Origin of the sequence: Microvirga sp. 3-52 (assembly GCF_018383585.1) — a bacterium.
Lineage (GTDB): Bacteria > Pseudomonadota > Alphaproteobacteria > Rhizobiales > Beijerinckiaceae > Microvirga.
In genome coordinates this window covers 1-15,426 of record NZ_JAHAMK010000006.1, presented here as the reverse complement: position 1 = coordinate 15,426, position 15,426 = coordinate 1, and the positions used below count along the sequence as shown (strand labels likewise).

Sequence of the window (15,426 nt, the reverse complement as noted above, 5' to 3'; positions counted from 1 at the left end):
TGGCCTAGCGCAGCTCGTAGGTCTTACCACTCACGCTGATCCGTTCCGCTCTCATTTCCGTCGCCGTGCGGGTGGAGGGATAGCCTTCGAGCCTGACCTGCGTTCCCGGCTTGATCAGATCGGGCTCCAGTCCGCGCGCATTCATGCGAAATGGAGGCGCGAGCACCGCCTCCCAGCTTTTCCCCTGATACGGCACCACCACCAGGACGTGAGGATTCTGCCAGTCGGCTCGCTCGACATTGCCGGTGATCGTCATGAGCCGGGTCGCATCGTAGCTGCCCCATCCGTGATGCGCGAAGGCGATGCCGCCGGTCAGGAGTGCCCCGGAGAGGCATGATGCGAACAGAGGAAGTTTCATGATGGACCCCTGTGTCTCTTGAGCCAGACCAGGCGGTCAGAGTTGGCTGCAGGAGGCTTGGCGTCAAGGCGTTTGAAAGCGGAGCCTGCGCAGATCATCGGATCGTGATGGGGGAACCCGGAGGATTCGCTCCTCTGCACCGTCCCGGGTATGCTGCGGCTTCACGAATCAACCTTTGTTCAGGGGCAGCGATGGCGCCGATCTTGAAAGACCTCTGGAACCGTCTGGCAGGCGGAGGCAGTGCAGGCGTGCGTGAGGAGCCTGCCGCCGAGGCTGTGGAGTACAAGGGGTTTCGAATCCGGCCGGCGCCGTACTCCGCCAAGGGCGGGTACCAGACGGCTGGTGTGATCGAGAAGGATTTCGAGATGGGCATGAAGGAGCATCGCTTCGTGCGGGCCGAGACGCATCCCAGCAAGGACGAGGCCGTCACTTTTGCGATCACCAAGGGTAAGCAGATCATCGACGAGCAGGGTGACCGCATCTTTCGCTGAGAGCCTGTTCTCAAATGGTTCGAGCGATAACAATGGATCCGCCTGAGCGTATTGGAGAACGGCGGTCACTTGGCTTGGGCCGCATCGAACCAGTTCCTGCTCCACATTCGCATGAGACGCGCAACCATTGCCGTTTATGGATGTTGCCTCCGCAAACACGCTCCCTCCGGTGAGCAGTTCTCAATCAGATAATCTGATCGTGCACCGCAGGATTATCGATTGGTGCTGATTGCCGTAAGCTCTTACGGTCTTAGCGGGGGCGCGCTGCAATCATCCGGTCATTCAAGGGAGATCGCCATGGCCAAGAACCCTAACGCACCGTCGGGAACGTCCGATCGGGTCCTGACGAACAGGCAGGGGCATCCCATCACCGATAATCAGTCTCAGCGAACCGTGGGCAGCCGCGGCCCGGCCACGCTGGAGAACTATCAATTCCTCGAGAAGATCACCCATTTCGACCGTGAGCGGATCCCGGAGCGGGTCGTCCATGCTCGCGGCTTCGTGTGCTATGGCGAACTTGAGGTCACCGGAAAGATCGGCGACGAACCTGCCTCGAAGTACACCCGGGCCAAGCTGTTTCAGACCCCCGGCAAGAAGACGCCGCTCGCTATCCGCTTCTCAACCGTGATCGGCGGGCGCGATTCCTCCGAGGTTGCACGCGATCCACGTGGCTTTGCGGTGAAGTTCTACACGGAGGACGGCAATTGGGATCTGGTTGGCAACAACCTGGCAATTTTCTTCATTCGCGATGCCATTAAGTTTCCAGATGTCATCCACTCCCTGAAGCCGGATCCAATCACCTTCCGCCAGGAGCCGAACCGCATCTTCGACTTCATGAGCCAGACGCCCGAATCCATGCATATGCTGACCCATCTGTTCAGCCCGCGCGGCATTCCGGCGGGCTACCGGCATATGGAGGGCTTTGGCGTAAACACCTACAAGATGGTGAACGCCCAGGGTGACACCGTCCTGGTGAAGTATCACTTCCATCCACGGTGCGGATTGGCCAGCCTGACGGCTGAGGAGGCGGCCAAGGTGCAGGGCCAGGATCTCGGCTCGGCTTCCAAGGACCTCTATGAGGCGATCGAGCGCGGCGAGTATCCCCAGTGGGACATGTACGTGCAGATCATGGAGGACCATGATCATCCGGAGCTCGAGTGGGATCCGCTGGACGATACCAAGATCTGGCCGGAGAAGGATTTTCCCTTGAGGCACGTGGGCGTCATGACCCTGAACCGCAATGTGGAGGATCACTTCAACGAGAACGAGCAGATCGCCATGGGCACCGGCGTGCTGGTGGATGGGCTCGACTTTTCCGACGACAAGATGCTGGTAGGCCGCACCTTCTCGTATTCCGATACCCAGCGCTACCGCGTCGGCACCAATTACCTGCAACTGCCGGTGAACCAGGCCAAGAACGCCAGGGTATCCACCAACCTGAACGGCGGGCAGATGTCCTTCCGCCGCGATCTGGCGCCGGGGCAGAACCCGCATGTGAACTTCGAGCCGTCGATCCATAACGGCCTGCATGAGTCGCCTCGCGAGGAGCCGAACAACCCACCCGAGATTCGCGGACGGCTGACCCGCAGCGTGATCGAGCGGCGCAACGATTACATCCATGCAAGGGGGCGCTACTGCACCATGATGGACTGGGAGCGTGACGATCTCGTTCTCAACATGGGCACTCTTCTGGCTCAGTGCGAGCGGGACGTGCAGGAGCGCATGGTGTGGCACTTCCTGATGGTGCATGACGATTATGGGAACCGCGTCGGAGAGATGCTCGGCATCACGGCCGGCGATGTCCGCAACCTCCCGCCGCTGCCGAAGCAGGCCCTGACCGACGAGGACAAGCGCCGCCTGCAGAACCTCGGCAGGAACGGTGACAAGATCGACCCGAATGTCTGGGGCCAATGGACGAGTTCCGTGAAGAACTACAAGGCCTCGGCCGAGGAGGTTTTGGGCGGTATGCGCGATGTCCCGACCGCCCCGGCCATGGGGGAGGCGGCCGAGTAGGCCCCAAGTCGGCGTCTACGGGAGGCGAGCCGGAATGTCCCGGCTCGTTTCTCGTTCAGGCTCCCTGGCGTGCCCCGAGCCCAGGCTCCCGCGGCTCTCCGCGTAGGCCTTCGTGAACTCGGCCCCGAAGAGCAGGATCAGGGACGAATAATAGATCCAGAGCAGGATCGTGATGATGGAGGCGGCGGCCCCGTAGCTCGACGCAACGTTGCTCTTGCCGAGATAATATCCGATCAGGAACTTGCCGAGGGTGAACAGGAGCGCTGTGACCAGGGAGCCTGTCCACACATCGCTCCATCGGAGGTCCACGGCCGGCAGGAGCTTGAACATCATCGCAAACAGAAGTGTCGCGACGGCAAAGGCGACGAGACTGTTCAGGAAGCGCAGGATGATGGTGGCACCCGAGAAATTCGCCTCGAGATAGTGCCCGACGGCCGACAGGCCCGTATCGATGACGAGCGACACCAGCAGCAAAAATCCGATCCCCAGCACCAGGGCCAGGCTGACGAGCCTGGTGCGAACGAAACTCAAGATGCCGAAATTCGCCGGCGGCTTTGCCTTCCAGATGATGTTCAGGTTGTCCTGCAGTTCCACCACGGCTCCGGTGACCAGCAGAAGAAACGTCACGATGCCGATCATGGTGCCCAGGATGCCGGATCCCACATTGCTGGCGCTGGCGATCATCGCTTCAAGGGCGGAGGCCTCGTTGGCCCCGATCAGGCCGCCAAGCTCGGTGACAATGGCGCCCTGTGCGGCCTCCCGCCCAAAGGCCAGCCCTGCAACGGCAATGGCGGCGAGCAGCATGGGGGCGAGAGAAAAGACGGTGAAGAAGGCGATGGATGCGCCGAGGCTCATGGCGCGGTCGTTCCACCATCCCGCGAATGCCACCTTCAAAAGCCGCCATGTGTCGGAGAGCATACCAGGGCCGATCCCACCGGGCGATCGAGCCCGGTACCGTAAACGCGTTGACTTGGCCGTTAACGAGCAGGAACTTTCCCTTGTTCCTGCCAAGATCAAAGGCCGCGGCCTCAGGTTTCGTGCCGCCGCAGAAGGTGGCCGTAGCGATCAGCGGCCTTGCGCAGGCGGGCTCCTTCCTCTCCCTCAAGCGTGGCTGCGGCCATGAGGTGAGCGCCTATGTGAAAGGCGCAGTAGCAGGGAAGCAGGAAGGCCAGCAGTTCGGGAGAAACCGGGTGAGCGCCGTCCCGCTCGACGATGGTGCAAAGCCGGATGGCTTCCTCCTCCGAGAGATCCAACTCGACGATGGCTCCAGCAATGTCCCAGCCGACGTCCTGATGCCCGATCAGGTCATGGGCTGCGCTGTGATCGAGCGCGTCTGCCTTGATGATCCGGTCGCCGCAGACCAGCCATTCCCAGGCGTGCAGCCGGTTGTCGGTGCAGATCCGGCGCACCTTGCCATCGAGAACATCCGGATGCGGCAGAGATCGGTCCAGGGCTGTGCCTGCCTCGTCCCCTAGTGCCTGCCGGGTGTTGTAGACCGCCATGCGGCGCAACTCGCCCAACGATGCACCCTGCTGCCCGGCTGCGGGACAATGACGGGTGCGAAAGCCTAGATACGTGCCGACCTGCTCGATCAGCCGATCTCGATCAAAGGTCGCCTGATCGAGGCTTCGGGAATCCTCAAGCCAGCGGTGCACAAGAAAGCCGTGGCGGTACCCTGCGACCTCGGGCGTGAAGCCTGCCTCGTGCAGCTGGCGGGCCATCCGGAGCTGCCTGGTACCGGTCTCCCCCAAGCCTGCGAATTTTACCAACCAGGGCGCGCCATTGCTCCACACCAGGAATTTCCGGCGCTCCTGCTGGAGATTGCATGGCGGCCAATTCGCCTCGTCCCGATAACGACGCCTGCGCCAGGCTCCGCCCGAAAGGTCCTCGGGCGGGCCATCCAGCGGGCCGATCAGGTCCTCGATCCAGGCGGTGAGATGGTGAGGGGGCGATCCCCGAAGGAGAAGATCATCCATGGTGTGGATGTGGCGTGAAGCCGTGCCCCATCGCTCCCGATGACCGGCGCCGGCCTGCGGTCCGAGCGGGCCATCGTGGCTCGGGAAGAAATGGATCCTGTGGCGCGGCACGCCAGCCTCTTCCAGCCAGTCGGCGACAGCACCGAATGAGCTGCCGGACAGGCCGGGCCCTTCGTCGACGATGGCGAAGGACCTGTCATGGTCTGCCGCAAGCGTCTCCGTAAGTCCCGGATCGACTTTCACCTCACGCTTGAAAGGGTGACCGATCGGGCGCAGCGTGAAAGGGGGCGGAGCCCCGATGGCGGCGGCGACGAGAGTGCTGAGCCCCGTGCCGATGCTGCGGATGCCGACGACCTGGGTGTCCGGGCCCAACCCCGAAGCCCTGGCCGCTTCCAGATAGCCTTCCGGATAGAGGGCATAGAAGGCATAGCCTTCCGCCTGTTTGGTGCAGATTGTCCGGGATGGATCGAAACTGAGGAGCTTTTCGAGAAAATCCTGCGGCAAGGAGCCTTCCTTGAACCCACTGCGCCACGATTGCTCGATGGCAAGGGCAAGAAGGGAGAGGCATTCCATGCCGTTTTGGTGGATGGCGGAGAGCGTATCGGCGCCGCGGTCCCCAAACTCGGCGTCAATTAAGCCCTGGACGAGTTCGCTGGCGCCGATAAAGGCTGTCACAAGCGTTCCATGCCGCTCGATTCCGGGCGGCATGGAACGGATCCCCAACAGGACCTCCCTGATGAAAGCCTGCTTGGCTCCTACCGTCTCGGTGCGCTCGACATCCCCGTAGACCAGCATCGAGAGGCGGCCTCTGGGGCTTAAGCCGCAGTCTCCTGCTTCAGCGACGCCATGTCGATGACGAAGCGGTATTTCACATCACTCTTGAGCATCCGCTCATAGGCTTCGTTGATCTGCTGGATCGGAATGATCTCGATCTCGGCCGTGATGCCGTGCTGGGCGCAGAAATCGAGCATTTCCTGCGTCTCGGCGATGCCGCCAATCAGAGAGCCGGCGAGCTGGCGCCGCTTCATGATCAGGTTGAACACCGTCGTGGCGGGGTGCGGCTCGGCCGGAGCGCCCACCAGCACCATGGCCCCGTCGCGGGCAAGAAGCACGAGATAGCTGTCGAGGTCGTGCGGCGCGGCAACGGTGTCGAGGATGAAATCGAAGCTGTTCCGGTGCGCGCTCATGGCCTCCGGATCCTTGGACACGACCACTTCATGCGCGCCGAGGGCGAGCGCATCCTCCCGCTTGTTGGGCGAGGTGGTGAACAGCACCACATGCGCGCCCATGGCCCGGGCGAGCTTGACGGCCATATGGCCCAGGCCACCGAGGCCGACGACGCCCACCTTGTGACCGGGCTGCACACGCCAGCGGCGCAGGGGGGAAAAGGTGGTAATCCCAGCACATAGAAGAGGCGCTGCGGCGGCAAGGTCCATTCCGTCCGGCACATTCAGGACAAAGCTCTCATCGACAACGACGGTGTTCGAATAACCGCCATAGGTATTGGCGCCCGTGCCCTGTTCCGGGCCGTTATAGGTGCCGGTGAAGCCAACCTCGCAGTACTGCTCGAGGCCCTCACGACAGCTGCGGCAGGTGCGGCAGGAATCGACCATGCAGCCGACGCCGACAAGATCGCCTTCCTTGAACTTCTGCACACCCGGTCCAACGCCCGTGACACGGCCGACGATCTCGTGTCCTGGCACACAGGGGTAGAGAGTGCCACCCCATTCTGCACGGGCGGTGTGCAGATCGGAATGACAGACGCCGCAATATAGAATTTCGATCTGAACGTCGCTTTCGCGGGGCTCCCGACGCTCGAAGCTGAAGGGGGCGAGCGGGGTGGTCGCGTCCTGGGCGGCATAGCCGAAAGCTTTGATCACGGGAAAGTTCTCCGAATTGTCGGTCGTGGGACGGAGCAGATCCTGCCACCGCGCGATGACCCTGCTGAGCACTCAAGCGCAACAGACGATAGGTTCGATCGAGCCGACGTCAACCGACGAACGGGATGTTTGTTCGGGAAGTTGAGCCGACCGAGGCTTAGGACCCGCTCATCCCCTGAACGCCGATCCGGATTCAGCCTTGGTTAAGAACTGGCGCGGTTTAATGACGGTAACGCTCAATTGATGGGTGCCTGCCGGTGAAAGCCTTGCGGGCGCTCGCAGCAGACCACCACATCATGTGCAGGCGGCAATGCGGCACAGTGGATTTCGGGTTGTTGTGAGTAACTTTAACTTGCTGTCCTGCCCGCAATCCGCGAGGCTGGTTGTCGAGGGCGGGCATATTTTCAAGGCGCACGGGTTCAGCCCGGACAGAAGCGAACCTGTCGCGACCTGTTTTTTCTCCGCCACGACAAAAAGGAGTACGCCGCATCACTTCGACCGCATCATAGTATCGCATGGTCTGGGCAACCTTAGCGGTGCACAATAGTTGTCTCTGAGAGGGATTGGATTTCGGTGGCGCCATGCTTCATTCCGACGACCTGTTCTCGAGTTTCTTGAAGACCTATGAAACCCGCCGCGAGGCGGAGATGTCCCTGGCGGACTACCTGGAAGGGTGCCGCAACGATCCCATGATGTATGCGAGCGCTCCTGAGCGCATCCTGGCAGCGATCGGCGAGCCCCAGCTTGTCGATACGTCAAAGGACCCGCGCCTCGGCCGCATCTTCATGAACCGTACGATCCGGGTGTACCCGGCCTTTTCCGAATTCTACGGCATGGAAGAGACGATCGAAATGATCGTGAGCTTCTTCCGCCACGCTGCTCAAGGGCTGGAAGAGCGTAAGCAGATCCTCTACCTGCTCGGCCCCGTCGGCGGCGGCAAATCCTCGCTCGCCGAGCGCCTGAAATCTCTGATGGAGGTCAATCCGATCTATGTCCTGAAGGCGGGCGACGAGATCAGCCCGGTCTTCGAGAGTCCGCTCGGGCTCTTCGACCCGGAACAGATGGGCTCCGTGCTGGAAGAGCGCTATGGCATTCCCCAGCGGCGTCTGACCAATCTTCTGAGTCCCTGGGCCATCAAGCGCCTTGATGAGTTCCGGGGCGACATTTCCAAGTTTCGCGTCGTCAAGATCAACCCGTCCCGCTTGCGGCAGATCGCTGTCGCCAAGACGGAGCCGGGCGACGAGAACAACCAGGATATTTCGTCCCTCGTCGGCAAGGTCGACATCCGCAAGCTCGAGACCCTGTCCCAGGCCGATCCCGACGCCTACAGCTATTCCGGCGGCCTGAACCGCGCCAACCAGGGCATCCTCGAATTCGTCGAGATGTTCAAGGCGCCGATCAAGATGCTTCATCCCCTGCTCACGGCGACACAGGAGGGGAACTACGTCGGTACGGAGAACATCGGGTCCATCCCATTCACCGGCATCATTCTGGCCCATTCCAACGAGGCGGAATGGCAGACTTTCCGGGCCAACAAGAACAACGAAGCCTTCATCGATCGCATCTACGTGATCAAAGTGCCTTATTGCCTGCGGGTCACGGAAGAGCAGAAGATCTATGAGAAGTTGATCCGCGGCTCGGAACTGGCAGGTGCGCCCTGTGCTCCAGCTACGCTGGAAATGCTGGCGCGGTTTTCGGTCCTGTCGCGGCTCCGGGCGCACGAGAACTCGAACTTCTACTCGAAGATGCGCGTCTATGACGGTGAGAGCCTGCGCGAGGTCGATCCCCGGGCGCGTAGCCTACAGGAATACAAGGACTCCGCCGGCGTCGACGAAGGCATGGATGGTATCTCGACCCGCTTCGCCTTCAAAGTCCTCTCCGCCACCTTCAACCACGACACCATCGAGGTTGCGGCTGATCCGGTTCACCTGATGTACGTGCTCGAACAATCCTTAAGGCGCGAGCAGCTGCCCCAGGATGTGGAGCGGCGGTATCTGGAGTTCATCAAGGCCGAGCTCGCGCCGCGCTATGCCGATTTCATCGGCCACGAAATCCAGAAGGCCTATCTCGAATCCTACCATGATTACGGCCAGAACCTTTTCGACCGCTACGTGGCCTATGCCGATGCCTGGATCGAGGATCAGGACTTCAAGGACCCCGATACTGGCCAGCTCCTGAACCGGGAGCTCCTGAACCAGGAGCTGACCAAGATCGAGAAGCCGGCGGGAATCGCCAACCCGAAGGATTTCCGCAACGAGGTGGTGAAGTTCTCGCTTCGCGCACGGGCGGGCAATCATGGACGTAACCCGTCCTGGACGAGCTATGAGAAGATCCGCGACGTGATCGAGCGCCGTATGTTCTCCCAGGTCGAGGAATTGCTGCCTGTGATCAGCTTCGGGTCCAAGAAGGACAGCGACACCGAGAAGAAGCACGGCGAGTTCGTGCTCCGGATGATGGAGCGCGGCTACACCGAGCGCCAGGTGCGGCGCCTGGTGGAGTGGTACATGCGTGTGAAGCAGGCGGGCTGACAGAGGACGGAGGCAGATCAGGCGTTCCTATGTACATCATCGACCGGCGCCTCAACCCAGGGGGCAAGAGTCTGGCGAACCGCCAACGTTTTCTTCGCCGAGCCAAGGCGCAGATTCAGAGGGCCGTACGCCAGACTGCAGGCGATCGGGACATCACCGATCTCGAACGGGGAGGGGAGGTCTCGATCCCGGCTGATGGTGTTCGCGAGCCCAGCTTCCGGCGGTCCGGCGAAGGCGGGGTGCATGATCACATCCTTCCCGGAAACAAGCGCTTCGTGGAAGGCGATGCCATCGATCGGCCGCCCGGCGGCAGCGGTGGCGCGGCCGGTGGTGACAGCGGAGAGGGCGAGGACGATTTCCGCTTCGTCCTGACCCGCGACGAGTTCCTCGATCTTTTCCTCGACGATCTGGAACTGCCGGACCTCGCCAAGCGGCGCGTCGCGACCGTTGAGACGCAAGGGCTGCGCCGGGCCGGCTATACGGTCACCGGTTCTCCCGTGAACCTCGCGCTGTTGCGCTCCATGCGCAATGCCTTATCCCGCCGCATCGCCATGCGGCGACCCAAATCCGAAGACCTGCTCCGCCTTCAGGAAGAGATCGATCGGCTCGAGGAGCAGGAGGGTCCGTCGGAGCGCCTGACCGCGCTGCAACTCGAACTCGAACAGCTGCAGCTGCGCACCAAGCGTTTTCCTTACATCGATCCTATCGATCTGCGCTATCGCCGCTTCGAACCGGTCGCGAAGCCCGTCGCGCAGGCGGTGATGTTCTGCCTCATGGACGTGTCGGGTTCCATGACCGAGCACATGAAGGATCTCGCCAAGCGCTTCTACATGCTGCTCTACATCTTCCTGACGCGGCGCTACAAGCACGTGGAGATCGTCTTCATCCGCCACACCCATGAGGCGAAGGAGGTAGACGAGGAGACCTTCTTCAACAGCCCGGAGACCGGCGGAACTGTAGTATCCTCGGCCTTGCGGGAGATGCAGCGGATCGTGGAGGAAAGGTATTCGCCGGATGCGTGGAACATCTACGCGGCCCAGGCCTCCGACGGCGACAATTCGCCGAACGACGGCGCGACCAGCGCAACCCTGCTGCGCGACGTGATCCTGCCGGTCTGCCAGTACTATGCCTATCTCGAAGTCGGCAGCGACAGCGACCGGATGCAGACCGGATTCATCAATCACAAGACGTCTCTGTGGCAGACCTATGAAACGCTCCAGGTGGAAGGGGCCAATCTCGCCATGCGCAAGGTGAACCATCGTCGAGAGATCTACCCCGTCTTCCGCGAACTCTTCCGCCGGCGCGATGCGGAAGCCGGAGCAAGGGTGCCATGACCGTGATCGAGCACGACAATCTGCTCTTCCATGGACCCGATTGGGATTTCGGGACGATCCAGCGCATTCATGATGCTGTCGAGGCCATTGGCGTCGGCGAATTGGGACTCGACGTCTATCCCAACCAGATCGAAGTGATCACCGCCGAACAGATGCTCGATGCCTATGCCTCCATCGGCATGCCCCTGTTCTACAAGCACTGGTCTTTCGGCAAGCGCTTCGCCTTGCATGAATCGAGCTACCGCCAGGGACTCATGGGCCTCGCCTACGAGATCGTCATCAACTCGAACCCGTGCATCTCCTATATCATGGAGGAGAACACGGCGACGATGCAGACCCTCGTGATCGCCCACGCGGCCTTCGGCCATAACCATTTCTTCAAGAACAACTACCTGTTCAAGGAATGGACCGACGCGGACGGGATCCTGGACTATCTCGAGTTCGCCAAAGGCTACATCACGCGCTGCGAGGAGCGTTATGGGCATGCCGCCGTGGAGCGCGTGCTCGACGCTGCCCATGCGCTGATGTCCCACGGCGTTCACCGCTATCCGCGCAAGAAGCGGCCCGACCTGCGCTCGGAGGAGCGCAGGGAACGCGAGCGCCAGCTTCATCTGGAGCAGACCTTCAACGATCTATGGCGCACGGTGCCGACCAAGGGTGCCGCCGCCAAGCCGCAACTGAGCGAGGAGCGCCGCCGCGCCCTTCTCGAATTGCCGCAGGAAAATCTTCTGTACTTTCTCGAAAAGTCCGCGCCGCGCCTGCAGCTTTGGCAGCGCGAGATCCTGCGCATCGTGCGCCAGATCTCACAATATTTCTACCCGCAGCGCCAGACCAAGGTCATGAACGAAGGCTGCGCCACCTATTGCCATTACCGCATCATGACCCGCCTGCACGAACGCGGGCAGATCAGCGATGGAGCTTTTCTCGAATTCCTGCAGTCACACACCAACGTCACTCGCCAGCCTGAATTCGACGATCCGCATTACGGTGGCATCAATCCCTATGCGCTCGGCTTCGGTATGATGCAGGACATCGAGCGCATCTGCACAAAGCCGACGGAGGAGGACCGAGAATGGTTCCCCGACATCGCCGACAGCGGCGACGCAATGGCAGTGCTGCGTGACGTGTGGGCGAACTACCGTGACGAGAGCTTCATCTCGCAATTCCTGAGCCCGCATCTGATTCGGAAATGGCGCATGTTCCATCTGGTCGACGATCCGGATCGGCCGGAGCTCATGATCGAGGCCATCCATGATGAACGGGGCTACCGGCGCCTGCGGCGCTCGCTGTCGCGCCATTACGATGTCGGCTGGAGTGACCCTGACATCCAGGTGATCGATGTGGATCTTGCCGGGGATCGGCGACTGATCCTGCACCATCATGTCCTCAATCGGACCCTGCTGCACAAGGACGATGCCCAGCGGGTCCTCCAGATGGTAGCCAATCTCTGGGGCTATGCAGTCGTGCTGAAAGAGGTGGAGCCGGCCACCGGAGCGATCTTCCAGGAGCACGTGGCCCACCCGCACGAAACGCTCTTCTGAGGGGCTACTTTGACGCAAAAAAGCCAGGGACTCACGCGATCATAGGTTTCCCTGGGCTCGGCCCTGGTTTCGAGGGTCGGCTCCCTTGCAGGAGAATACCTATGGAACACAAGCCTGTAGAGAAGCTGCGTAGCGTCGCTGAAGTGCATGAGTTGAGCCAAGGTTTCCTGTCCCGGCGCGAACGCCTCGAGCGTTGGGCCGAAGTGTTGGAGCGCCAGCCGAAGCGGCGCTTGAGATCTCTGGGTGAGATCGAGTTCGTCCCCAAGGACAAACGGCCGGAGCTGAGGTCCGACGAATCTCCGATCACGGTGGCCTTCGAGGATCCGGTCCTGCGCGCTGCCGGCCTGAAGGGTGACACGCTCGGGGATGCCATGGAATTCTTTGAATTGTCCGATGGAGCCTCCCATCGCCTACTCTGCTCCTGCATGAATGGCTGGAGCATGGAAGCAGGCTCCACGGCGCGGAAGGTTCATCGCATTGCGAATCCCGATCATCGGCTCATGCTGCTCACGACGGCCGGGCTCCTGACGGCTGCGCCGGCGGTGTTCTACCTGTTGAGCTGAAGGAATGCTGCGGCACCGAGCCCAGTAATCAATCGGGCCCGGTGCCGATTATCTGGAGACCATGAATGACGGATGCGACGCCCCGTCGGATCTGGCTGCCCTGGTACAGCCGAGAGGATTATCCCCGCATCCGCGACATGATGATCGACCGGCATAATCTTGCCCCCACCTACGATGCCTGGCTGGCAGCGGCCGAGAACAACGAGAATGTCGGCCGCCAGGCGGGTCTCCAGATCTCGCGCACCATGATTGAGCCTGAAACCTTCGCGAAGTGGTGTAGGGAAAAGGGCTTGGAGCCGGACAGCGCAGCGCGCATCAAATACGTTGCTGAGACGGGTGTCCAGACCACGGCATGATCCCGATAACGCTGCCACGGAACGGGCAGCATCACGACACAAAAAGCCAAGCCTTGAAGTCTCCTCCCCGGTTCCTAATTGCTCGGGCTGTATGGTGGAGGGACAAACTTGCTGAACGAGAATGGTGCGAGTAGCGACGTTTCTGCTTCCCTGAGCAAGAGGAGCGATGGGCAGGCCGCGATTCCGCCGCGCATGCGGGCCGCCATTGTCACAGGCCCCGGGCAAATCCAGATCAGCGAGGTTGCACGTCCCGAACCGGCCCCCGGTCAGGTAAGGCTACGCTTGGAGGGGTGTGGCGTGTGCGCTTCGAACCTGACGCCTTGGGCCGGCCCCGAATGGATGCAGTATCCCACCGAGCCAGGCGCCCTCGGCCACGAGGCCTGGGGCTTCGTGGATGCTGTCGGCGAGGGTGTTGAAGGGCTTTCGATCGGCGACCGGGTTGCGGCACTCTCCTACAAATCCTATGCCGAATACGATCTGGCCGAGGCCGATGCGGTGGTGCGCCTGCCGGATGCCCTCCTGGGCCAACCGTTTCCCGGCGAGCCGCTCGGCTGCGCCATGAACATCTTTCATCGCAGCGAGATCAAAGCCGGGCAGACGGTCGCGATCATCGGCATCGGCTTTCTCGGCGCGATCCTGACGAGGCTTGCAACAGACGCTGGCGCGCGCGTGATTGCCATCTCGCGGCGTCCATTTTCGCTCGATCTCGCGCGCAGCATGGGCGCAGCCGAGACCATCCCGATGGAGGATCACTCTGCGATCATCGAGTGGGTCAGGGAGTTGACGAACGGCACATTCTGCGAGCGGGTTATCGAGGCCGTCGGCAAGCAGTGGCCTCTCGATCTCGCGGGCGAACTGACTCGGGAACGTGGCAAGCTCATTGTCGCAGGCTATCATCAGGACGGACCGCGTCAGGTCAATATGTGGCTCTGGAACTGGCGTGGTATCGATGTGATCAATGCTCATGAGCGCGACCCGAAGGTCTATGTCCGGGGGCTGCGCGAGGCGGTGAATGCTATCGCGTCGGGGCGTCTCGATCCGAGTTCTCTCTATACGCACCGCTATCCTTTGGAGAGGCTTGATGAGGCACTGAATGACACGCGAGACCGGCCAGACGGTTTTCTCAAAGCTCTAGTGACGTTTTGATGACGCGACAGATCTTACATCGGGCTGCTCCCGAGACCCCTCCCGCTCGTCCGCGCCTTGGCTTCCTCGGCGTCGGCTGGATCGGCCGGCATCGTATGCAGGCGATTCTCGGCACCGGAGCCATCGATGTTGCAGCCATCGCGGATCCATCGCCAGAGATGGTAGCTGAGGCCTGTAAGTTTGCGCCTGATGCGCAACCGGTTGCGACCCTCGATGACATTCTTGATCTCGGTGTCGATGGCGTCGTGATTGCAACCCCGAGCGCCATGCATGCAGAACAGTCGATCCGGGCTCTGAAGCGTGGCGTTGCCGTTTTTTGCCAAAAGCCACTTGGCCGGACGGCCGTGGAGGTGCAGGCGGTGGTCGACGCCGCACGCAACGCCGACCGGCTGTTGTGCGTCGATCTCTCTTATCGTTTCACGGAAGGAATGCGCCGTATCCACGAAATCATCGATTCAGGCGAACTGGGACATGTCTATGCGGTGGATCTCGTGTTCCACAACGCCTATGGGCCAGACAAGCCATGGTTCTATGATCCGGTACTCTCCGGCGGCGGCTGTGTAATGGACCTTGGCGTCCATCTTGTCGATCTTGCACTGTGGGCACTGGACAATCCCGACATCGCAAGTGTCACGGGCAAGCTCCTTTCAGGCGGTGCGCCGCTGACCGATGTCACAACACAGGTGGAGGATTATGCCGTCGCGACTATGGAGTTGGAGACCGGTGCCGTGGTTCAGCTCGCCTGCTCCTGGCGGCTTCAGGCAGGGTGCGATGCGATGATCTCCGCCTCCTTCTATGGGACGCAAGGCGGCGTATCACTGCGCAACGTGAACGGCTCGTTCTATGATTTCACCGCCGAGCGTTACCGGGGAACATCACGTGAGACGGTGACCACGCCACCGGACGAGTGGGGCGGACGCGCGGCTGCGGACTGGGCCTCACGCTTGGCGGCCGGTGAACGCTTCGATCCGGCTGCGGAGCAGTTGGTGGACGTCGCAAAGGTGCTCGACCGGATCTATGGGCGATAGGGCGCCGTTTTAGTTGCTACTAGAGCACCGGTCATTCAGACGAATCCGTATCCGGCTGCGGTGAAGTAGTTACGGCATGCCTCGGGCTCGACGAGATCACAGATGTCGCCGATGGCCCGCCAGAGCGCCTCGACGGTCCGGGCTTCGGCTTTGCGCAAATGTGCTTTGATCTGTGAGAAGACCTGCTCAATCGGGTTCAAATCCGGACTGTA

General features: G+C 61.4%; 13 protein-coding genes and 1 pseudogene. 9 read left to right on the top strand and 5 right to left on the bottom strand.

Going from position 1 to position 15,426, the window contains the following annotated elements:
• Positions 1 to 4: 4 nt before the first annotated feature.
• Positions 5 to 358 carry a DUF6152 family protein gene (locus KHP60_RS06645; RefSeq protein WP_213562862.1) on the bottom strand — a complete coding sequence of 118 codons (354 nt, stop codon included), beginning with the start codon at positions 356 to 358 and terminating at the stop codon, positions 5 to 7.
• 191 nt (positions 359 to 549) lie between these two features.
• Between KHP60_RS06645 and KHP60_RS06640 the strand changes: the two genes are divergently transcribed.
• Positions 550 to 849: an HlyU family transcriptional regulator gene (locus KHP60_RS06640; RefSeq protein WP_213562860.1), complete on the top strand. Its 300-nt coding sequence runs from the start codon at positions 550 to 552 to the stop codon at positions 847 to 849.
• A 297-nt stretch (positions 850 to 1,146) separates the two neighbouring features.
• A complete protein-coding gene (locus KHP60_RS06635; protein ID WP_213562858.1) occupies positions 1,147 to 2,862 on the top strand; it encodes a catalase in 1,716 nt (571 codons plus the stop codon).
• A gap of 15 nt (positions 2,863 to 2,877) precedes the next feature.
• On the opposite strand, the gene KHP60_RS06630 is transcribed toward KHP60_RS06635, so the two are convergent.
• The 3 genes from KHP60_RS06630 to KHP60_RS06620 all read right to left on the bottom strand — a co-directional run bounded on the left by KHP60_RS06630 (position 2,878) and on the right by KHP60_RS06620 (position 6,718).
• The gene (locus KHP60_RS06630) at positions 2,878 to 3,780 is read right to left on the bottom strand and encodes a YihY/virulence factor BrkB family protein (protein ID WP_213562856.1); all 903 of its coding nucleotides are present in this window, start codon (positions 3,778 to 3,780) and stop codon (positions 2,878 to 2,880) included.
• Between the two features lie 110 nt (positions 3,781 to 3,890).
• Positions 3,891 to 5,633: a hypothetical protein gene (locus tag KHP60_RS06625; protein WP_213562854.1), complete on the bottom strand. Its 1,743-nt coding sequence runs from the start codon at positions 5,631 to 5,633 to the stop codon at positions 3,891 to 3,893.
• 20 nt (positions 5,634 to 5,653) lie between these two features.
• Positions 5,654 to 6,718 carry an NAD(P)-dependent alcohol dehydrogenase gene (locus tag KHP60_RS06620; protein WP_213562849.1) on the bottom strand — a complete coding sequence of 355 codons (1,065 nt, stop codon included), beginning with the start codon at positions 6,716 to 6,718 and terminating at the stop codon, positions 5,654 to 5,656.
• 581 nt (positions 6,719 to 7,299) lie between these two features.
• Between KHP60_RS06620 and KHP60_RS06615 the strand changes: the two genes are divergently transcribed.
• The 7 genes from KHP60_RS06615 to KHP60_RS06585 all read left to right on the top strand — a co-directional run bounded on the left by KHP60_RS06615 (position 7,300) and on the right by KHP60_RS06585 (position 15,214).
• On the top strand, positions 7,300 to 9,246 hold the full coding sequence (locus KHP60_RS06615; protein ID WP_213562847.1) for a PrkA family serine protein kinase: 1,947 nt from the start codon (positions 7,300 to 7,302) through the stop codon (positions 9,244 to 9,246).
• Between the two features lie 29 nt (positions 9,247 to 9,275).
• Positions 9,276 to 10,580, top strand: coding sequence for a YeaH/YhbH family protein (locus tag KHP60_RS06610; RefSeq protein ID WP_213562846.1), 1,305 nt, complete (start codon positions 9,276 to 9,278; stop codon positions 10,578 to 10,580).
• Positions 10,577 to 12,121, top strand: a complete 1,545-nt coding sequence (locus KHP60_RS06605; protein ID WP_213562844.1) for a SpoVR family protein — start codon at positions 10,577 to 10,579, stop codon at positions 12,119 to 12,121. Before KHP60_RS06610 ends, KHP60_RS06605 begins: the two co-directional genes overlap by 4 nt.
• Positions 12,122 to 12,222: 101 nt before the next feature.
• Positions 12,223 to 12,684 carry a hypothetical protein gene (locus tag KHP60_RS06600; RefSeq protein WP_213562842.1) on the top strand — a complete coding sequence of 154 codons (462 nt, stop codon included), beginning with the start codon at positions 12,223 to 12,225 and terminating at the stop codon, positions 12,682 to 12,684.
• Positions 12,685 to 12,749: 65 nt separating this feature from the next.
• Positions 12,750 to 13,040, top strand: a complete 291-nt coding sequence (locus tag KHP60_RS06595) for a hypothetical protein (RefSeq protein ID WP_213562840.1) — start codon at positions 12,750 to 12,752, stop codon at positions 13,038 to 13,040.
• A gap of 192 nt (positions 13,041 to 13,232) precedes the next feature.
• The gene (locus KHP60_RS06590) at positions 13,233 to 14,186 is read left to right on the top strand and encodes a zinc-binding dehydrogenase (protein ID WP_213563347.1); all 954 of its coding nucleotides are present in this window, start codon (positions 13,233 to 13,235) and stop codon (positions 14,184 to 14,186) included.
• Entirely contained in the window at positions 14,186 to 15,214 is a 1,029-nt protein-coding gene (locus KHP60_RS06585) for a Gfo/Idh/MocA family protein (protein ID WP_213562838.1), read from the top strand. The genes KHP60_RS06590 and KHP60_RS06585 overlap by 1 nt, the downstream gene beginning before the upstream one ends.
• A 35-nt stretch (positions 15,215 to 15,249) precedes the next feature.
• Here the strand turns inward: KHP60_RS06585 and KHP60_RS06580 are convergent.
• Positions 15,250 to 15,426, bottom strand: a pseudogene (locus KHP60_RS06580) (IS630 family transposase); the annotation flags it as partial.